This is a genomic window from Flammeovirga sp. MY04, from assembly GCF_001682195.2.
Taxonomy (GTDB): Bacteria; Bacteroidota; Bacteroidia; order Cytophagales; family Flammeovirgaceae; genus Flammeovirga; species Flammeovirga yaeyamensis.
Genome location: NZ_CP003561.2, coordinates 1486283 through 1509139 on the forward strand (window position 1 = coordinate 1486283; position 22857 = coordinate 1509139).

A 22857-nucleotide genomic window follows, 5' to 3' on the forward strand; every position below is an offset into this window, starting at 1 on the left:
CATTATTTTTTGAGTATAAAAACGATTTGTCCAAGATAAGTTTATTCTGTGATGATTGAATTTATATTTGTTATTTAGTTATTACAAACATTAAAAACCTTTATTGAAAAGGTTTAATAAACTGACAAACTTAAATTTTTAATGAAATGAACGAATTTAAAAAATTACGAAAACTCTTTCTTTATTCTACCCTTTTATCCTTGATGATTGGATGTAAAATAAAACAAGCACAGACTACTACAGAAGCTCCAAACAAACCAAATGTATTGTTTATTTTAGTAGACGATTATGGGTATAAAGACACTGGCGTTTCTGGAAGTAATTATTACGAAACACCCAATATAGATTTTATTGCCAACACAGGAATGCAATTCTCCGATGGATACGCAACTTGTCAAGTATGCAGCCCTTCTCGAGGAAGTATTATGAGTGGTCAGTTCCCGGCTCGACATGGAATTACGGATTGGATTGGAGCCCCTACAGGAAAAGATTGGAAGAAAAAATCGGGTAGAGAAAATATTTTACTCCCCCCCGAATATGAACATCAATTAGATACTGCAATTACAACGCTACCTAAAGCGATGAAAGAAGCTGGATATAAAACTTTCTTTGCTGGGAAATGGCACTTGGGCGATGAAGGCTTTTCGCCGGAAAATCATGGATTTGATATTAATAAAGGGGGTTATCACGCAGGAGGTCCTAAAGGAGGTTACTTTTCTCCTTATAAAAACCCCAAATTAGAGAATCATCAAGATGGAGAAAATTTATCAATGAGGCTAGCACAAGAAACTGCAGACTTTATGAAGGCACACAAAGACACTACTTTCTTTGCTTATTTATCTTTTTATGCTGTACATGGCCCTATTCAAACTACTCAAGAAAAATGGACAAAATATAGAGAAAAGGCGGTTCAACTTGGAGTGAAAGATAAAGGATATGAAATGGGACATTTCTTACCGATGCGTTTAAACCAAGACAACCCTGTTTATGCAGGTCTAGTAGAACAAATGGACGATGCTGTTGGTATTGTATTGCAATCGTTGAAAGACAATGATTTGGATAAGAATACGATCGTGATCTTCACAAGTGATAATGGTGGTGTAGTCGCTGGAGATGCTTTTTCTACCAATAATTATCCTCTAAGAGGTGGTAAAGGATATCAATATGAAGGCGGTATTCGTGAACCTTATTTTATTAAAGTACCATGGGTAGAAAATAATGGCAAAGTATCTGATATTCCAGTAACAGGAACTGATTTTTACCCTACTATTTTAGATTTAGTGGGTGCAGATTTAAAACCCGATACTCATACAGATGGAGTAAGTTTAAAACCTATCCTAATGGGTGAAGAATGGACATTAGGAGACCGTCCTTTGGTATGGCATTATCCTCATTATGGAAATCAAGGTGGTGAACCATCTTCTGTGATACGTTTAGGGGATTGGAAATATATCCATTATTATGAATCTCAAAAAGTAGAGCTTTTTAATTTAAGGACAGATATTTCTGAATCGGAAAATGTTGCAGATCAACATCCAGAGATAGTGAATAACCTTCATAAAAAGCTTTTTGATTACCTACAAGCAGTGGGTGCAAGATTCCCGACAGTAGATCCTGATTTTAAAGCAAGCCGTGCTGAAAAACAATTAAAGCACATGAAAGAGGTGAAAATGAAAAACCTCGAAAAGGAACGAATGAAGATGCTTTCAGAAGACTTTAAACCAAATGCCGATTGGTGGGGAAGTAAAGTAACTTTAGACTAATTTAGATTATTAAAGGGGGTGGTATTAATGATTAAAAGCAAACACAGAATAGTATATTTCATCAGATTACAGTTTATGTGCTCATAATTGACGAATATCGCCCCGTTTGTGACTAGAATATTATTTAAGATTGCATACCAGAAATTGAAATGAATTTTTTAGTATGAAGAAAATAATATCAGTCATAAGCCTAGTTGCTGTTTTGTATTCTTGTAAAACAGCTCAAAACGAAACTCAAGATACGACAGCAAACAAGCCTCCGAATATTGTGCTGATTATGGCAGACGATATGGGATTTTCAGATCTAGGATTTATGGGATCAGGAATTCAAACACCCAATATCGATTTTTTAGCGGATAACGGAATGGTCTTTAATAATTTTTACAATGCCGGTAGATGTTGCCCCACTCGTGCTTCATTAATGACGGGGTTGTATGCTCATAATGCAGATTTGGGATGGATGACTGCTTCCGATTTTGGAAGACCGGGTTACAGAGGGGCAATTAGTGATGAAAGCATCACATTAGCACAAATGTTGAAGGGAGCTGGTTATGAAAATTACATGACTGGTAAATGGCACTTAGTCTATGATGAAAACATGGAAGATGGTGCCGAAAATAAAAACTGGCCCATCCAAAGAGGCTTTGATCGTTACCACGGTATTCTTGCTGGTGGTGGTGGATATTATGATCCAACTACGCTGACGAATAATAACGAACGTATTGCTCCTGATGAGAATTTCTATTTAACGGAATCTATCAATGTGAATACTATTGATATGTTGAATGAACATTACGAAAAGAAAAGCGACAAGCCTTTCTTTTTCTATGTTGCTCATTATGCACCTCATAGACCATTACACGCACTACAAGAGGATGTAAAAAAATACAAGGGTAAATTCAGCGAAGGATGGGATCATTTCCGTCAACAACGCTTTGATGTTATGAAAAAGAATGGTTTGGCTGATGCTTGGGCATTGAGTCAAAGACCTAAAGATATCCCTGCATGGGAAACGTTATCTGATAAAGAAAAATTAAAATGGGAATCGTATATGGAAGTATATGCAGCCCAAATTGATCGCATGGACCAAGGTATTGGTCAGATTGTCAACTTATTGAAAGAAAAAGGAGAGCTTGATAATACTATTATCCTTTTCTTATCAGATAATGGAGGCAACGCAGAGCCTCAAGGAAAATTTGATGTAGAAGATATGTATGATCTAGGAGGAAAAGATTACAATCAGAGTTACAGAAAGAATTGGGCGAATGTTAGTAATACTCCTTTCCGTTTATACAAGAGTTCTAACCACGAAGGTGGAATTTCTACTCCACTAATTGTACACTGGCCAGAAAAAGTAAAAGCCGGAAGCTTGAGCCGTCAACAAGGTCATATTGTGGATATTATGCCTACACTTATGGAATTGGCAGGAGCAAAATACCCTGAGAAATTAAATGGTCACGACATCAAACCCTACCAAGGAAGTAGTTTTGCTACTGCTTTAGATGGAAAAACTTCCGAACGTGGTGCAATGTATTTTGAACATCAAGCAGATAGAGCAATTATTGATGGTGAATGGAAACTAGTCGCTTTAAAAGGAAAAGCTCCTGAATACAAGGGCAAATGGCATCTTTACAATTTATCAAATGATAGAGCCGAAGAGCATGATGTAATTGATCAACACCCACAAATTGCCAAAAAATTGAAAGAAAAGTGGAACACTTGGGCGAATGAAAACAATGTCTTCCCTCTTGATGGTAGAGGTTGGGGTGCTCGTTTAAAAAGTGATATCAACTATAAGAAAGAATCAAAATAAATGATAATCAGAAGCCTGTGAATAGTATGATAGGCTTCTATTTTTTTGAAAAGTATGAAATTAAATCGACTAATTGCTTTACTGTTAACAGCTGCAACCTTCTCAGTATATGCAGATAATCAACCAGAAAAAAGTAAAAAGAATCCTCCAAACCTTATCGTAGTGATGGTAGACGATATGGGTTGGGCCGATACAGGCTTTAATGGATGTAAGGATATTCCTACTCCTAACATTGATCGTATTGCCAATGAAGGTGTGAAATTTAATCAAGGATATGTCACTTTCCCTGTATGCGGACCTAGTAGAGCAGGTTTTCTGACGGGACGTTATCAAGATAGATTTGGATATACAACCAACCCATCTATTGATCCTACCAATGAGATTTCTGGTCTTCCTGTGGAGGAAGAAACTATGGCTCAAGTATTAAGAAAAGCCGATTACAATAACGCCATCATCGGAAAATGGCATATGGGAACACACCCAGTTTTCCACCCTTTAAACAGAGGGTTTGATTATTTCTATGGTTTCTTATCAGGTGGTCACAATTATCTACCAGAAAAGCTGACTTTAAACGATTTATCTGAAGTGACAGAAAAATGGGGTTGGTATAAAACTAAGATTATTGAAAATCATGATAAAGTAGAAATCAACGATTATTTAACGGATGAACTTACGGATGCTACAGTTAGATACATCAACAAACAAGCTGATGATGATCAACATTTCATGGTATTCTTAGCTTATAATGCTCCTCATACTCCACTACAAGCAACTGAAAAATATTTAAGCCGCTTTGGGCACATCAAAAATAAAAAACGAAGAACTTACGCGGCGATGGTTAGTGCCGTGGATGATGGTGTAGGTCGAATTTTAGAAACACTAGAGAAAAAAGGAATTGATGAAAATACTCTAATTGTATTCTTGTCTGATAATGGAGGTGCTAAAAACAATGCCTCAAGAAATGCTCCATTGAGAGGTAAAAAAACTGATCTATTTGAGGGAGGTGTTCGCGTTCCTTTTGCGATGCGTTGGAAAGGTCAGATTCCTTCTGGACAAACGTATGAAAAGCCTATTTCATCATTAGATATTATGGCGACAATTGTTGCTCAAAATAAAATTAAAATCAGTAAAGAAAGACCACTTGATGGTGTAAACTTATTGCCTTATTTAACCGGACAAAATGATGGTTTCCCACACGATCAATTGTTCTGGAGAAAATGGGAACAAAATGCAATGGCTATACGAGATCACTACTTTAAATTGGTGGCCAATTCAGATCAAAATGAAACGGATTTAATGCTCTTCGATATTGAAAAAGATCAATCTGAAACTACAGATCTTAGTAAAGAATACGAAGAGAAAGTGAGAGATATGAAAGTTGCTTGGGAAGCTTGGAATGCAGAAATGAAAGATAGAGTATTCCCTACTTTGGGTGGTGACAGTTGGTGGATCGCTGAATAAAATTCAAGCTCTTTTATCAAATAATAAGGGGTTGTTGAGAAAATAATGGTATACACCTGAGGTACTACAGCAACCCTTTTCTTAGGAAATCATATCTTAATTGTTAACAATAACAGCTGTAATAGTATTTGAATGCATGGAATAGGGACACGTATTGAGCAAATAATCATCAATTAATAGCACAAAACAGTACTCCAAGAAAAAAATAGGACATATTCGGAAAATGATGTCATTTAAACTTCTTATAAATATGGACTTTTACATTGTTAAACCTGAATTCGAAAAAAGATAACACTCAGGTAAAAAGTATGAAATTTTTTAAGATGTAGAATTATGAAAATAAATTATTGGTTAGGCTTTTTAGTGATCTTATCGTCACTAAATTTTACATCATTCGCACAGGAACAATATAGGACAAAAAAATTATTCAATAACGATTGGAAATTTTCTTTGGAAGCGGACTCATCATCTATTCTCCCAAGCTATAATGATAAAGATTGGAGGACATTAAATCTACCTCACGATTGGTCTATTGAAGGTGAATTTAAAGCTGAGAATCCATCAGGAACTCATGGTGCTTTTTTACCAGGTGGTATCGGTTGGTATAGAAATAATATTGAGATAAAATCAATTAATAAAGATCTAAATTATGCTATTCACTTTGATGGTGTATATCTAAATTCTGATGTCTGGATTAATGGTACTCATTTAGGTTTTTATCCGAATGGATATCTCGGATTTACTTACGATTTAACACCTTATTTAAAAGAAGGTAATAACACGATTACTGTACGTGTGGATCACTCTAAATTACCAAGTGGTAGATGGTACACAGGTTCTGGTATCTATAGAAATGTTTGGATAGAAACGTATCATAAAGTAGCCGTTGCTGAAAACGGTACTTTTGTGACTACTCCAGAAGTTTCAGAAAAAAAAGCATCCGTTAAAGTAAAAACAGAACTGCTTAATACTTATGCGAAACATCAAAAAGTCTCTTTAGTAAGCAGCATTGTTGACCAAAATGGTAAGGAAGTGGCTTCTCAGACCCAATCGTTTAAAATGGGTAAAGAAACGACATCAGAATCTTTATTTGACATCGAAAAACCTAATTTATGGTCTCCTGACTTTCCTAATTTATATCAGTTAGTTACTGAAGTAAAGATCAAGGGTAAGACAGTCGATACTTACAATACCACATTTGGTATTCGTGAGTTAGAATGGATTCCCAATAAAGGAATCTACTTAAATGGTCAACCGATATTGATGAAAGGTTTAAGTAATCATCAAGATGCTGGTCCTGTTGGTGTTGCCGTACCTCAAGATGTTTGGCACAGACGATTGACAATGTTGAAAGAGATGGGTTGTAATGCTTTAAGAACAGCACATCATCCTTTTGCTCCAGAATTTTATGCTATGTGTGACTCTATGGGTTTCATGGTCATGGACGAAGCTTTTGATGGTTGGTGGAAACCAAAAGCAGAGTTTGATTTCGGAATCTACTTTGAAGATTATTGGAAGCAACACTTAGAATCATTTGTCAAAAGAGATAGAAACCACCCTTCTATTGTGATATGGAGTGTGGGTAATGAAGTTCCAAAATTTACCAATGAAGAACAAGAAAAATTAGTGACTGAGTTAAAGAAACACGATACTACCCGTCCCGTTTCTCAAGGTAGAGGGTACAAAGGCACTTTTATCGATATCGCTGGGTTTAATGGTCACGGTGAAATGAGAAATGTTTTAGAAGACTACCATAAACAGCATCCTGATCAATTAATTATTGGCACTGAGATTACACATACACTTCAAACAAGAGGGATTTATAGAACGAAGACATGGTATAGAACCAAGGACAATCCTGCACCATGGGAAAAGCCTTCTCAGTTTAAAAGCCTTGAACCTAAAGTATATAAAATTCCAGATCTATCTGAGGAAGAAGTATTTACTGGTATTTCAAAAAAATATCAATCTTCCTACGATAATTCTATCGTTCGTATTGGTGTTAGAGATGATTGGAATAGAGTAGAAGAAATGGATTATTATGTAGGAAACTTTCGTTGGACTGGATTTGATTATCTAGGAGAATCGTTCAATTGGCCTGCAAGAACTGCCAATTTTGGAATCATAGACTTAGCAGGTTTCCCTAAGGATCATTACTACTTATACCAAAGCTTATGGAGTGATAAACCAATGGTACATCTTCTACCTCATTGGACACACACAGGAAAAGAAGGTGTAGAGATTCCAATGGTGGCTTATACCAACTGTGAAGAAGCTGAATTATTCCTTAACGGCAAATCATTGGGTAAGAAGGCAATGGATAAAACTCATCAGATTGTATGGCTAGTGCCTTATGAGGTAGGGTCAATCAAAGTGATTGCTTATACTGATGGTAAGAAAATGGCTGAAAAAAAGTATTACTCCGCATCCGAAGCAAAAGCAATTGATATTCAAGTTGACAAATTAACATTAGAAGCAAATTCAAGTGATGTCGCACATTGTGAAATCAACATAGTTGATGAAAACGGTCACTTTGTTCCTAACGCAGATAATGAGTTGTTTTTTAAAGTGGAAGGAGCAGGTCAATTATTAGCCTCTGAAAATGGCGATATCTTAGATATGAGTTCATCAAAACACAGTCTTACTAGAAAAGCTTTCAATGGTAAATGCTTATTGATGGTACAGCCAAGTAAAGAAAAAGGAGTAATCAAAGTTACCGTTTCTGGTAAAGGTTTAACTCCTAAAACAATCAAAATCAATTGCAATAAATCAGTATTATAAATATGAAATTCACTAAACTAATCCTGCCAATATTAGCTGTAATGCTATTTGCTTATACTGGTATTGAAAAGAAGAAAAAGAAAAACAAGAAGCCTAATATTATTGTCGTTTTAGTCGATGATTTAGGTTATGGAGATGTCTCATTCAACGGTAGTAAAGACATCCCCACTCCTCACATTGATAGAATTGCCAATGAAGGAGCTAAATTCACGAATGGTTATGTAACATACTCTGTATGTGGACCTTCGAGAGCTGCCTTAGTAACAGGTAGATACCAAGATCGTTACGGTTCTTCTAGAAATCCTCTTTGGGCTCCTAATGATATCACTCAAGGTTTAAGTATTGAAGAAGAGACAATTGCCGACTTCTTAGGTCGTGAAGGTTATAAAAGTATGGCTTTAGGTAAATGGCACTTGGGTGGACATAAAGAACTAAGACCTTTAAAAAGAGGGTTTGATGAGTTTTATGGTTTCCTGACTGGTGGTCATAAATACTTCCCAGAAGAATGGACATTATCTGATATTTCTCAGGTAAAAACGCAACAGGATGCTTACCGTACAAAGTTATTACATAATAATACTCGTGTGGATGAAAAAGAGTACTTAACAGATGCATTATCAAGGGAAGCAGTAACGTTTATTGAAGATAATAGCGATGAGCCTTTCTTCATGTATTTAGCTTATAACGCCCCTCACGCTCCTTTTCAAGCGACTCAAAAGTATTTGGATCGTTTCCCTAACATGGAAGATGGAAAGCGTAAAACCTATTGTGCCATGGTATCTGCTGTAGATGATGGTGTAGGAAGAGTATTAAAAGCATTAAAAGATCAAAAAATTGATGATAATACTTTGGTAGTTTTCTTATCTGACAATGGTGGAAAGAAAGGAAAAATGACAGACCAAGGTCCATTAAGAGGTCATAAGGGTTCTATTTATGAAGGTGGCTTTAGAGTGCCATTTGCCATGCGTTGGCCAAAACAAATTGAAGCAGGAACAGTATATAATGAACCAATAATTGCTATGGATATCGCTGCAATAGCTGCTGAATTTGCTAATGCTACTCCAAAAAATAAATTGGATGGAGTAAACCTGATTCCTTATTTAAATGGAGAAAAAACTGGTACGCCTCATGAATCTATCGCATGGAGAAAATTCGATCAAAAAAAATATGCTATTCGAAAAGGTGATCTTAAAATGGTTGTAGAGTTTAATCCTAAGAAACAAAAAGAGACGACTAGTTTCTATAATGTAAAAACAGATATTTCTGAAAAAGAAAAATTGCAACTTTCTAAGGAACAAAGAAACGAGCTGAAAGCAGAATATAGAACGTGGTTAGACCAAATGATCGATCCTACCTATATGGGATTATTGATGGATAAAGAATATTCTGAGAAACATCCTGACCGATTTGAAACGGAAATATATTAACTCTTTAAAAAGGTGTAGACCGTGGTTAGAGAAATAAAACTGTGATTAAACTCTCCATAATTTTTGATAAATAAAGTATCATTTTTTGATCAAAATGAATCATATAGGTAAAATTATACCACTTTTTGATCAATTTACACCTATATAAAGAACAAAAAACAACTACTTTTGAAACAAGTGAAATGAGTAATTTTTTAATAGAACAAATGAAACATAATATTTTAATAGGCTTATTAATTTCATTCTTCGCTATAGGGTGTAAAGTAGCCAACGAACAATCAACGGGTGCAACAGAAACTTCATCAAAACCTAATATTATTTTTGTATATTTTGATGATTTAGGATATGGTGATGTAAGTGCTAATGGTGCGAAAGATTTCCAAACTCCTAATCTTGATGGTCTTGCGAATGGTGGTGTAAACTTCACAAATGGGTATGCTTCTTCAGCGACTTGTACGCCATCAAGATATGCAGCATTTACTGGACATTATCCATGGAAAAAAGAATTGAAAATTTTACCTGGTACTGCTCCATTAATTATTGATACTGCACAAGTAACTATGCCAAAGATGTTACAAGAAGCAGGGTACAATACAGCTATCATTGGTAAATGGCACATGGGCTTAGGTGATGCAAACAAAGACTGGAACAAACACATCTCTCCAGGTCCTAACGAAGTTGGTTTTGATTATTCATATATTCTTGCAGCCACTCAAGATAGAGTGCCAACAGTATATATCGAAGACGGAAATGTAGTTAATTTAGATCCTAACGATCCCATTGAAATTGATTATAAAAATAACTTTGAAGGTCAACCAACAGGTAAAGATAATCCTGAGTTAACAACAATGAAATGGCATCACGGTCATAATGCTACAATTATCAATGGTGTTCCCCGTATCGGTTACATGAAAGGTGGTAAATCTGCTATCTGGAGTGATGTTGACATGGCAGACCATTTCCTTGATGGTGTAAAAAGTTATATCACAGAAAAATCAAAAGAAGACAAACCATTCTTCTTAGCTTATACAATGCAACAACCTCACGTTCCAAGAACTCCTCACCCACGTTTTGTAGGTAAATCTGGAAAAGGTCCACGTGGTGATGTAATTATGGAAGCCGATTGGTGTATCGGTGAGTTAATGAAAACAATCAGAGAAGCTGGTATTGAAGAAAATACTTTGATTATCGTTTCTTCTGATAACGGTCCTGTACTAAACGACGGTTATTATGATGATGCTGTAGAATTAAATGGCGACCATAAGCCAGCAGGTCCTTACCGTGGTGGTAAATATTCTTTATTCGAAGCGGGTACTCACGTTCCATTCTTTACGTATTGGAAAGGTACTATCGAGCCAGGAGTTTCTGATGCATTGGTTTGTCAAATTGACTTATTCTCGTCTTTAGCTACTCTTGTAGGTAGTGATATGAGAGGTCCAGACTCAGAAGATGTAATGGATGCATTCTTAGGAAAATCAACTAAAGGTAGAGAGTCTTTGATCTTGGAAGCGACTACTAGAACATCCTATAGAAAAGGCGACTTCATTTTAATCCCTCCATACAAAGGTGCTAAAGTGAACAAGCAAGTAAATATTGAGTTAGGTAACCTTAAGCATGTAGCTCTTTTCAACGTAAAAGAAGATCCTTCTCAAACAAAGAACTTAGCCAAAGAAAATCCAGAATTAGTTAAAGAAATGATGGAAGAATTTTTAGCTAAGAAAGGTAACTATGGTAGAAAAATTCAGCAATTAGAGTTGAAATAATCTTTCTTCACCTTCTTAAAAGGGCGAGTGATATAAAATCACTCGCCCTTTTTTTTATTCTTTTGGTTATCAAATATTAAGCTGTACATAATACACTTTTATGTTATTATTTACTAAATATATGCTAATGAAAACCGATCTCTGTGCTCATAAATCAATCAAAATTACCCTTAATTAGCATTTATACTATAATAGAGAAATCAATCAGCTAGCAAGAATACTCTATTTTTTAGACAGGCAGAAAATGAAATGAAATGAGCCTGTGATTATTTATTACTAATAAATAATAATTTACTATGAAGAAATTATACTCGTGGAGTTTAATTATTACTCTACTCTTCACTCCATATCTCTATGGAGAAAGCCTAACAACATCTACAGAAAATAACATCTACTATTTCAGTGCTGATGGTGATGATAGCAACGACGGAAGTATGGAGTCTCCTTGGAAATCTTTAGAAAAAGCATCAGAAATTTCTCAATTACAATCAAAAGGTGGACTTTTAGCTCCAGGAGATCAAATGCTATTTAGACGAGGTGATACTTTTGAGGGAAAACTAATTGTATTTGCTCAAGGTACTGAAGCCGCTCCTATTACAATAGGTAGTTATGGCACTGGTGAGTTACCTATCATTTCTGGTTCAGGAAATATTCCTAACGGTGATAATTTAGAAGCAGTAAAACTGACGAACACTCCCTACTTAATTATGGAAAACCTTTGGATCAAGAACGATAGGAAAAACAAAGGGAATATCACTTGGGGCTCTAACACCTCTGTGGGTATCAAAGTATATGCTAACAAGTGGGGTGGCGTAATGAAAGGTTTGATTTTCAGAGGTTTGAAAATCACAGATGTTTTCGGAATTGATATGATCGATTACCAAGGAAACTTCACTTTAGATTATTATACAGCTCACGGTATTTTCTTTGATTCTGAAGCGAATGATGAAACGGTTAGTCCTATCAAAGAAATTGGCATCGAAGATGTTTTAATAGAAGATTGTTACTTCTATAACTTGGGTTCTAGAGGTGTCAATGTACGTCACTTAACAAACATAAGAAACAACCCTATCGACTCTGAAGATAGAAACAAAAACTTTGTGATTCGAAACAATGTATTCGAAAAACTAGGTGGGGATGCTATTGTTTTTGCATCGGCTTATAATGCTCTTGTTGAAAAAAATGATTTTATAGACCTAGGATGGGGTGATCATAAATCTTCTACTGACCGCTACTTTGGTAGAGGTGAAGGTTGTTGGATTTGGAACACTAGAAATATTATTGTTCAATTTAACAGACAATATAGAGCACGTGGTTTTGGAGATACTTATGGTGCAGGTGGACATATTGACTTCTTCTGTAAAAACGCTATTTATCAGTACAATTATAGTGAAGACACGGAAGGTGGGTTTGTCGAAATCTTAGGAGATTGTGTGAACAGTACTTTCCGTTTTAATGTCTCAAAAAATGATGGTTTTAGAGATCATCATGGATTTTCGATTTGGGTTTCTGGCTATGTAGGTTCTGGTGAGACTCCTGTACGTTCGGATAGTAACTTTGTTTACAACAACACTGTGTTATTGAACAAGAGCGGTTATACTCCTGACATCTCCATTTTTGCAAAGAACACTTACATCTACAACAATATTTTTAAAGTGGTAAATGGAGCTAGTATTGGTGCAGATGAGGTAATGATTGATATTGAAAATGGCAGTGAATTATTAGTAAGCAACAACCTATTCTATGGTAATGTTTCTAATGCCTTCATGAATCTTGATAACAATAAAATTACAGGTCAAGATCCTCAATTCATGGATGAAACAGCCACAGATATTGATGGTTTCCAATTGAAAGAAAATAGCCCTGCCCTTAATAACGGTAAAGCATTTCCTGAACCATCTTTCCCTATGGCCGGTCAAGGTATTTTTGAAAACATCTCTCTTCATACAGCCACTGATATTTATGGTAACCCTGTAGATGTCAAGAATTTGATCCCTAACATTGGTGCGGATAATAACCATAATATCGGTTTACCTAGTGACGCCGTTCGTGTAACAGGTGTTAGCTTATCTCCTTTCACATCTTCTCTTGAAGCTGGAGAAACTTGGCAAGCAACTACTACAATATCCCCTGCAAATGCTTCTGTCCAATCTGTATCATGGTCAAGTAGCGATGAAGCCGTTGCTACTGTAGATCATAATGGATTAGTTACAGCTGTTGCTGATGGCAATGCGACTATTACAGTGACCACTTTAGATGGTCGTCATACTACATCGGTGAATGTTTCTGTCGGTGAGGTACTTTATTCTTTAGTATTAAATGGTGATTTCGAAAACAACTTAACCGATTGGAATACTTGGAACAATCCTCAAATTGTATCCGATAGCTATGAAGGCGATAATGCTGTACAAATGGTCGATAAAGCCTCAGTGAACCAATGGATTACTGTAGAACCAAATACAAACTATATCTTATCCGCTTACGTAAAAATTAGCGATACTTCGAAAAGAGTCGTTTTAGGTGTAAATGATAGTAACAATAAAAAAATTGAATCTAAAGATATTTACACAGGAACATACACTCGTCATGAAATCGCATTTGAGACTGGAAGCAATACTTCGGTAAAGGTATTTGTTTGGTTGCCACCTAGTGATGGCGCTACAGTAAAAGCAGATCAAATCGAGTTATTTAAAATACCTGTTGGTGATATTGCTGTCACTGGAGTTTCTATCTCATCACAAACCTCTCCTCTATTCGTTGGAGATAAATTGACGTTAACAGCCGTTGTTTCTCCTTCAATTGCTACTAATAAGAATGTAGGTTGGAGAAGTGATAACAGTGCTGTAGCCACTGTTTACAATGGTGTTGTGACAGCAGAAGGCATCGGAACAGCAACTATTACTGCCACTACTGAAGATGGTGGATTTATAGCGACTACTCAAGTAACTGTGTCGCCTTCTAGTATCTCTACTTTCCTTAATGGCGATTTTGAAGATGGATTAAATCACTGGAATACATGGCAAAATGTGGTCGCATCTACAAGTGGTGCATACGATGGAACTGCCGCTAAATTAACTGGTGCTGCATCTGTAAATCAAACGGTGACTGTTGAAGCAAATACCACTTATACTTTTGCTGGATATGTTAAGGTGGAAGATCCACAAAACGCAAGTGTGGTATTGGGCGTAGATGACATGAATAAGCAGAATATGGCCAACAATTATATAGATAATACGAGCTATACTTATCATGAAGTAACCTTTACAACAGGAAATAACCAAACTGAAGTAAAAGTGTACCTATGGAGACCTCAAGGAGCGGTTCAATCTGCTTACTTAGATAACGCTATCCTTTATGAAACACCTACTTCAGGAGGAAGAACAACTAATTTATCACTCTACCCTAATCAAGATGAAGTGCAGATTTACCCTAACCCATCTAATGGAATCATTACTATTAATGCTTCCAATTGGGAAGGTCAAAAGTCGGTGGAAATCATCAATATATTAGGACAAGTCGTTCTACAAGCAGATGTAGAAGATGAATCGACATTGTCTTTAACTCACTTGAAAAAAGGAACTTATCTTGTTCGTGTAACGAATGAGTTGGGTAATATAAAAGTGAAGAAGATCATATTGAAATAATAGTACCCTCGTCACCGTATTCTGTAAAATTGAATGTGGTACAATAAATTTATATAAATACACATCCCTATTATTTTTCAATAATAGGGATGTTTTTATTATATACCTAGGGGAGGAAGATCAGTCATCCCTAGGGTGTGCCTTCTGTACGCCCTAGGGATGACAGTCTGCGATCCCTAGGGCGGAATGAGTGCGAAGCCTAGGGAGTGACTTGTTTTAAGCATTAAGAGAGGAATAATAACTCTCTTTGATACAATAATATATGATCAAAAATTTTATTATTTGAAGTTCATTCTCAGAGGCTCTCCACCTTTCAAATTCACAATTTGATGTTTACCCGCATACATTACCCTCACCTCCTTATCATTTGATGATTTAACGACTGCTTTTACTAATTCTCCTTTCTTCCACTCTATATCAATTTCAACATCACCTCTGGCTTTTAACCCTTTCATGTATCCATTTTCCCAAGCACTTGGTAAGGCGGGAAGTAACTCTATATGACCTTCATGGGATTGTAATAACATTTCGGCAATACCTGCTGCGGCTCCCATGTTTCCATCCAATTGAAACGGAGGGTGTGCACAAAATAGATTGGCATATGTTCCCCCACCCTTACTTTTTATTCCCTCAAATTTGACAGGATAAAGTAATCGTTGAAATAATTTATAGGCTCTGTCTCCATCTTTTAATCGCGACCAGAAATTGATTTTCCAAGCCAACGACCAACCTGTTCCATTATCTCCTCTAGCATTTAAGCTTACTTTTGCCGCTTCAGCTAATTGGGGTGTTTTATTTAGTGTGATTTGACTTCCTGGATGAAGGGCATATAAGTGAGACACATGTCTGTGTGTACTTTTTGGATCATCTACATCTTCCATCCACTCTTGCAATTGTCCCCAGGATCCAATGGTTGGTGGGGCAATCTTATCCTTTAATTGTTGCAATTCCACTCTAAAATCTTGATCTACATTTAATATCTCACTCGCTGCAATACAATTTGAAAATAAATCCCATGCTATTTGATGATCCATCGACGCCCCTTTAGAAATCCCTCCATGTTCTGGAGAATAAGAAGGATAAGAAACTAAGTAACCATTTTCGTTTTCAGTTAAATAATCCACCCAAAATAAAGCCGCTTCTTTCATTATTGGATAAGCTTGATTTTTTAAATACTCTTTATCTTTAGTGAAAGCATAATGCTCCCATAAGTGTTGAGAAATCCATCCGCCACCAGCAGGGAAAAAGCCCCAAGGAAAACCCCAGCCCGATGAAGTAAAACCAAACGGATTGTTCATGGTACTTACTGTCCATCCTCTGGTATTAAAAAATTCTTTGGCCGATTTCTTTCCAGGTTCCACTAAGCTTTCGATATAATCATTTAATGGTTCTTCACACTCACTCAAATTGGTCACCTCTGCCGGCCAATACAGCATTTGTTGATTAATATTCATATGATAATCTGCTGCCCAAGCTGGATTGGTGCTATCATTCCATTTTCCTTGCAAATGTAAAGGCATACTTCCAGGCCTTGACCCCGATATCATTAAATATCTACTGTATTGAAAATACAATTGTTCTAACCAAAGATCTTTTTCGCCTTTCGAATATTGTAACAATCGTTGTTTTGTTGACATCCCAACAAACTTATCATCATCTAAGTGAAAATCGACTCTATCAAAAAGGTTTTTATAATCCTCTCTATGTTCCTCCTTAATAGTCTCACACGATTTCCCTTTTACCCATTGTAAACTCTTTGTATTTTCCTTAATAAAATCGTTTCCTTTATACGTTGGGTAGTCGTTTAAATATTCGGTAGATGCAGCATGATAGATCACAAAATAAGTAGCTTTAGTAATTTCAACTTTCCCATTATCAAAACTGATTTTACCATCTGTATCAAATTTTAAACAGGTCTCAAATTGCATCTTATTATCACTTACTTCTCCTTGAAATGCATAGGTGTTTTTCTTCCATGTTTCTTTCACTTTAATGTGAGGTGATGCCAATTGAATCGAATAATTTTCAGGTAGCTTACTTTCAAATTTATACACCATCAATTTTGATGGATAATGACCAAAATACGTTCTTTGGTAAGTATTCTCCCCTACTTTATAAGTGATTTTCCCTTCCGCATTTTCAATATCTAAGACTCTTTGATAATCTTCTACTTTATCAGAGTGTTTGGTCGTTATAAAGAGTTCACCCATCGTCTGTTGGGCTCCATAATCCCCAAATCCACTCAAGTAGTCTTTGTCATGATTAGTGACTCCAGTTAACTCTTTCTGAGCTAATTGATGTGCCTCATTTAACTTACCTTCATCAATTAGTCTCCTCACTTCAGAAAGATGTTTCCATGCCCCCTTTCTAATACCAAATTGATAGTTTTCGTTACTTCCAGGGCCACCTGCCCAAAGGGTTCCTTCAGAAAATTGAATGCGTTCTTGGTGAATCCCACCATAGAACATACTTCCAATAAAGGCATTTCCTATGGGTAAGGCTTCCGATTCCCAATCTTCTGCGGGTTCAAAATATAGGAGTTGAAATGTATTGTTTTCTTGTGCCCAGCAGACAGGACTTGATAACAAGAAAAATAAGGTGAAGTAATGTAAGTAATATCTCATTTCGGTTTAGTTTATTTATTATTTAGTCTCAAAAAATATTGGTTCGTTCCGACATCTAAGTTCTAAAATTATCTTTAGAAATCAATGTTTTTTTACTATATAAAAATGAACAATAATATGATTATTACTGCCCATTTTTTGTAAATCTGAATAAAACTGAAACCAGTATTTTAGTAGAAAAATAGATGATTCAACCTCAATTATTTACTCTTACGCTTTGCCGCTTCAGGTTGTTCAAGTTGATATTCTACATCATACAGTTCCACTTGATTTTTACGCCATCTACTTCCTTCTAAATACAATACTTGAGGTCTTGTAATATCCCATTGACCAAGTTGTTTCAACATTTCAATCACTAAATCTTGATGTTCAGAAGCGACATCATGTTGTTCGGAAATATCATTATCTAGGTTGAATAACATTGGTAGACGATCTGGAAGACGAATCAGTTTCCAATTTCCTTTTCTGATGCCTGCACTGATCGTAAAACGCCACATCATTGTTTCATGAGGATCGCCTTCTTTTTCCTTCAAAAGATAAGGCATAATATCTACACCGTCTAGTTTGTCGTTCTCCTTAACTTCTCCCCCTGCCAGTTTCACAAAAGTAGGAGTTAAGTCTAAAGAGGTAATTGCTTTATCAAAAGTTCCTTTTTTCAGGTGCTTAGGATAAGAAATTACAAAAGGTACTCTAATACCTCCTTCTAATAAAATTCCTTTTTGTCCATTTAAAGGTGCATTGATTGATGCATTATGATCACAAGGTCCTCCATTATCACTTAAAAATACTACAACAGTGTTATCGTCAATCTTTTGGTCTTTCAATGTTTTCATAATACGCCCAACGTTCACATCTAAACGATGAATCATGGCAGCATATGTTCTACGTTTTCTTTCTTTAATATGAGAATATAAAGCTAGATCTTCCTCAGTCGCTTGCAAAGGTGCATGTGGTGCATTGAATGAAGCGAATAAGAAAAATGGTTCGTCATTATGTCTTTTGATAAAATCAACACATTCATCCCCTTTATCATCTGTAATATAAGTTATCGGCTGAGGTTCCTTATAGTTACACTCAATTTTATTAGGGTAATGAGAACCATCTGTCTTATTGGGGAAGTAATTATGTCCACCACCTAAATATCCCCAAAATTCATGGAAACCTCTTTTTAAAGGATGGAACTGATCGGCTTCACCAAGATGCCACTTCCCCACTAAACCATTTACATAACCTAATTCTGCCAATCGATCAGCTAAGGTCGTTTCCTCAACAGGAACTCCAATATAGTTATGATCAAATTGAGGTAAATCGACAATAGGGTTATTGTCAAAACCAAAACTCACTTGATTTCTTCCGGTCATTAAACCTGCTCTAGATGGACCACATACGGGAGCAGACACATACCCTTGAGTAAATTGAACACCTTGTTTTGCTAAGGCATCAATCTCAGGAGTTTTAATTTGTTTGCTACCATTAAAGCCAACATCTCCATAACCTAAATCGTCAGCTAATATGATTATAAAATTAGGTTTCTTTTCTTTCTGTGCATAAGATAATGTAGACACACAAAGCATAAAACTAATAATCCACTTTTTCATTTCTTCCACTTTTTTAATTGAAAACCTGAGTTCAATTTGTTGTCGAACTCAGGTGAAGGCAAATTGAAAAAATCATACATAATTCATATGTACAAATTCGTCAATTAGGGAAACAAATTCGACAAACCATGTTTACTGATACGTTTATTCCAACGTTTCTATCTTCCATTGAGCATAGTTATCTGTTGCTGTACCAAGTACTATTGGCGAATCGTTGGATAATGACGATGCTCTCAGGTATTTTTTAGTTTCTTTGTTTTTTATCAAGAAGTATCCCTCTCCTACATAGATAAATTCCCACTGCGTCCAAGACCCTGTATTCTCCAAAGGTTTTGTATAAACTTGTGCATTGTTCTCATTTACTAATGATCTTATCAGCTTCTGTGTTCCTTCGTTTTTGATATAATAATAGGGCGCCGTATTCTCCACTAATTTCCAATGCGTCCAATCACCAGTTCTTGAATTGTCGGTTTGCTGTACTTCTACATCATCACCTTCACCTCTTACTCTGAAATAGAAATTACTTTCTTTGTTTCTTAATCGTATAATATCAGACGTGTTGGGCGATTGATAAAGAGGATCTCTTTCCCAAACTCTCACATAATCCACCTCAGCAATTGATAAATCACCGATAGGTTGAGAGACAAAATCGCCATCTCCAAAACTTGCTCCAACAGATAACCAAAGCCACTCTTTCACCTGAGGTACCCAAATTCCTTCGTAAGTGACTTTATGCTCCCCATCGTAGTAAATTTCCAATTTATTTTCATCCCAAAGTAAACCATAAATGTGATAACCATCATGAATATTTGGTGTGTCGTATTTTTTAGTATTCGCTTTATGATCAGCGGCATAACCATCAATATGAATCACTGATTTAGTATAATCTGAAGTCCATGCAGATTCGAAAATATCAATTTCAGCACCATCATTCCCTGTTCCATCAACATTTCCTTGCTGCTTTCCTTGTAACCAAAAAGCAGTATGATTCCCCTTTGAGGTATCTGCTATTTTAATTCTTGCTTCCATGTAACCATATTTGGGTTCGTATTTCCCTCTTGAGTCAACACTTCCACAATACATTTTATCGGTCGTCACCTTCGAGCTTTTCAGAACAAGCTGACCATTTCCATTTAGCCAAGCATGATCTTCTACCCAGAACCAAGATTTAATTCCTAATTCCGGTCGTGCTGCTCTTGATTTAGTACTCACCGTTTTAGTCCATTTTGAGGTATCCAAAGATGTACCATCAAATTCGTCTGACCACACCTCAATCCATTCATTTCCTAGGTCAATCGTTTTCTGATTACTAGCAACAATGAAAGGTTGGTGCTTAATTACTTTTTCCTCTTTTTGAACTTGACTGTTGTCTTTTGCACAGCCGAAAATAAGGAATAAGATAGTTAGAAAGTAAAATTCATTTTTCATACAATTGTTGTTTTGGTAATTGGTTATAATAAATTAAACCGAGAGGCCAAGGCCCCTCGGAATAAACACTCTAAATCGAATTTTTAGAACTTACAGTCACTTCAGCCGAAACAAGTCCAGCTGAGTTTGCTTTTAAAGTAATGCCACCCTCATTTTTAGAGGATTGTAAAATAGTCACACATTTTCCGTTAAATGCTTTTCTTTGATGATCTACAAATGACTCTAGAGATGTCGGATCCCCATTCCCAACTGCACGTATTGTACCCTCTCCATCAATATCAAATGTGATCAAGTTATTGGCTCTTGGACAAAGAATCCCTTTTTTATCTAGTACTGATACTGTAGCATAAACGATTTCTTCACCATTTGCTTTCACCTCAGATCTATCAACCTCAATCTTTAATTGATGTGGCTGACCTGCAGTAAATTTTACTTCTTCTGCAATAGCTTCTCCTTTTTCATTCAGTGCAACCACTTTCACTTCTCCTGCATGGTAAGTGATGTCGTCCCATCGTAAACGATACGTGTCGTATAATTTTGATGGATTTTTTGATTTCACACCCATGCTTTTACCATTTATGAAAAGCTCTGCTTTATCATAATTCGTATAACAGTGTACACTCACTGTTTGCCCCTCTTTCCAATTCCAGTGAGGTAAAAGGTGCAATACTTTTTCATCCGACCAATGACTCTTATACAAATAGAAACGATCCTTAGGTATCCCTGCCAAATCTATTATTCCAAAGTAGGATGATTTCGTTGGCCACTCTTCATTATAAGGTGTAGGTTCTCCGAGATAATCGTAACCTGTCCAAACGAATTCGCCCATCATAAACTCACTGTTCTCTTGTGCTTTAAATTCTCTATCGGGAGTTTGTGCCCAATTTGGAAAATCCATATCAAAAGAATTGGCGTGTAAACTTGGACGAATCTTATGTTTCCCTTCTTTAGCAGGGAAAAAGTATTCTCCTCTAGAACTTACTGTGGAAGCCGTCTCACTTCCATACATTTTCCATTCTGGATGTTTCTCATGAGTTACTTTATATTTATGCGGCTTATAATTCCAACCAGGAATATCTACAGCATCTGCTAATCCATTATCAATTGCTGCTTTATAGTTATTAAAACCTGCAGTTGATGGTCTCGTTGGGTCTTCTCTATGCACGATATCTGTTAAGAATTGAGCATTTTTGTACCCATCCTTTTTATTTTGTTCTCGGATCTCATTACCAATCGACCACATGATTAAAGATGGATGGTTTCTATCTCTATGGATTAAAGCCACCAAATCTTTTTCAGCCCATTCATGCCATAATTTGTTGTAGCCATTTTCTGTTTTTGCTTCTTCCCATTCATCAAATGCTTCGGCTACAAATAAGAAACCTAGTTCATCTGCCAATTGCACTAAACTTGGATCAGATGGATTATGAGTAGAACGTATCGCATTCGCTCCCATTTCCTTCATTTTCATCAAACGATGTCTCCAAGCAGAGGTGTTGTGAGCTGCTCCCAATGGGCCAAGATCATGGTGTAAGCATACGCCTTTGAATTTAACTGGCTGACCATTCAAAAAGAAACCTTCATTATTTGTAAACTTGATGGTTCTAAATCCAAATTGACTTTTATAGGTATCTACAATTTCATCACCAACAGCGATTTGAGTCACTACTTGATATAAATTAGGCGTTTCTATCGACCAAAGTTTTGGAAATGCTACCTCAAGATTCATCTCAATTTCTTGATTGGAAGTACCTAGTTTTAATGTTTTTGTATTTGAGCTTACTCTCTCATTATTATAAAAAATAGATTGAATAACCTCTATGTTTTTTGGCTGATCTGAATCGTTTTGAACGTTAGTTTTGATGTTCACTTTACCATTTGATGAAATGATTTCTGGAGTAGTGATAAAAGTGCCCCAGTTTTTTACGTACACTGGATTTGTTTTTACAATTCGAACATCTCTGTAAATACCTGCACCAGGATACCATCTTGATGATAATGGTTTGTTCTCCAAATGCACTTCTAATAAGTTTTCTTTATTGTATTTAATATAAGGTGTTATATCAAATTCGAATGAGGAATAACCATAGGGCCAACTACCTACAAACGCTTTATTTAAATAGACTTTTGCATGGCTCATTGCTCCATCAAACTGAACAAATACTTTTTTCCCTTTATCTTGGTTAGAAAACTGAAGTGTATTTCTATAGAAGCCTTTTCCGATATGAGGTAATGCTCCAGTTCTACCTGTTCTTAATTTTGGTACTCTCTCTCCATCTTCCAAAACCAATACCTCTTGCATATCAATTGATTTATCAAAAGGCATGGAAATAGCCCAATCGTGTGGAACAGTTACGGTGGTCCATGCATTCTCTAAAGTATCTTGAAATTGAAATTCCCACTGATCCGTTAAGCGAGTTACCTCTCTGTCTGTTTTATCAATCTTATCAATTTTTTGACAACCGAACGTACATCCAAAAAATACTAAAATGAGATAAAATAAGTCGTTCGTTTTCATATTTAGTGCTTTATATTAGTACAGTGGGGTACGGGCA

General features: G+C 36.0%; 11 protein-coding genes. 7 read left to right on the forward strand and 4 right to left on the reverse strand.

From position 1 onward, the window contains the following. The first annotated feature begins 146 nt into the window (after positions 1-146). The 7 genes from MY04_RS25605 (at position 147) to MY04_RS25635 (ending at position 14652) form a co-directional block, all read left to right on the forward strand. The gene (locus MY04_RS25605) at positions 147-1763 is read left to right on the forward strand and encodes a sulfatase (protein WP_066215701.1); all 1617 of its coding nucleotides are present in this window, start codon (positions 147-149) and stop codon (positions 1761-1763) included. A 163-nt stretch (positions 1764-1926) separates the two neighbouring features. Continuing rightward, positions 1927-3576 carry an arylsulfatase gene (locus MY04_RS25610; protein ID WP_084006134.1) on the forward strand — a complete coding sequence of 550 codons (1650 nt, stop codon included), beginning with the start codon at positions 1927-1929 and terminating at the stop codon, positions 3574-3576. 54 nt (positions 3577-3630) lie between these two features. Then, positions 3631-5037, forward strand: coding sequence for a sulfatase family protein (locus tag MY04_RS25615; protein WP_084006135.1), 1407 nt, complete (start codon positions 3631-3633; stop codon positions 5035-5037). 333 nt (positions 5038-5370) lie between these two features. Next, positions 5371-7818, forward strand: a complete 2448-nt coding sequence (locus tag MY04_RS25620) for a glycoside hydrolase family 2 TIM barrel-domain containing protein (protein WP_066215704.1) — start codon at positions 5371-5373, stop codon at positions 7816-7818. Between the two features lie 2 nt (positions 7819-7820). Next, entirely contained in the window at positions 7821-9245 is a 1425-nt protein-coding gene (locus MY04_RS25625) for a sulfatase-like hydrolase/transferase (RefSeq protein ID WP_066215706.1), read from the forward strand. 206 nt (positions 9246-9451) lie between these two features. After that, the gene (locus MY04_RS25630) at positions 9452-11008 is read left to right on the forward strand and encodes a sulfatase-like hydrolase/transferase (RefSeq protein WP_084006201.1); all 1557 of its coding nucleotides are present in this window, start codon (positions 9452-9454) and stop codon (positions 11006-11008) included. A 296-nt stretch (positions 11009-11304) separates the two neighbouring features. Beyond that, positions 11305-14652: an Ig-like domain-containing protein gene (locus MY04_RS25635; protein WP_066215708.1), complete on the forward strand. Its 3348-nt coding sequence runs from the start codon at positions 11305-11307 to the stop codon at positions 14650-14652. A 278-nt stretch (positions 14653-14930) separates the two neighbouring features. Here the strand turns inward: MY04_RS25635 and MY04_RS25640 are convergent, their stop codons facing one another. From MY04_RS25640 to MY04_RS25655, 4 genes are all read right to left on the reverse strand, one after another. Beyond that, positions 14931-17276, reverse strand: coding sequence for a glycoside hydrolase family 95 protein (locus tag MY04_RS25640; protein WP_066215710.1), 2346 nt, complete (start codon positions 17274-17276; stop codon positions 14931-14933). 200 nt (positions 17277-17476) lie between these two features. Beyond that, a complete protein-coding gene (locus tag MY04_RS25645) occupies positions 17477-18874 on the reverse strand; it encodes a sulfatase (protein ID WP_066215712.1) in 1398 nt (465 codons plus the stop codon). A 144-nt stretch (positions 18875-19018) separates the two neighbouring features. Next, positions 19019-20302, reverse strand: a complete 1284-nt coding sequence (locus MY04_RS25650) for a family 16 glycosylhydrolase (protein WP_066215714.1) — start codon at positions 20300-20302, stop codon at positions 19019-19021. Between the two features lie 70 nt (positions 20303-20372). After that, positions 20373-22820 carry a glycoside hydrolase family 2 TIM barrel-domain containing protein gene (locus tag MY04_RS25655; protein WP_066215716.1) on the reverse strand — a complete coding sequence of 816 codons (2448 nt, stop codon included), beginning with the start codon at positions 22818-22820 and terminating at the stop codon, positions 20373-20375. Positions 22821-22857: the final 37 nt, after the last annotated feature.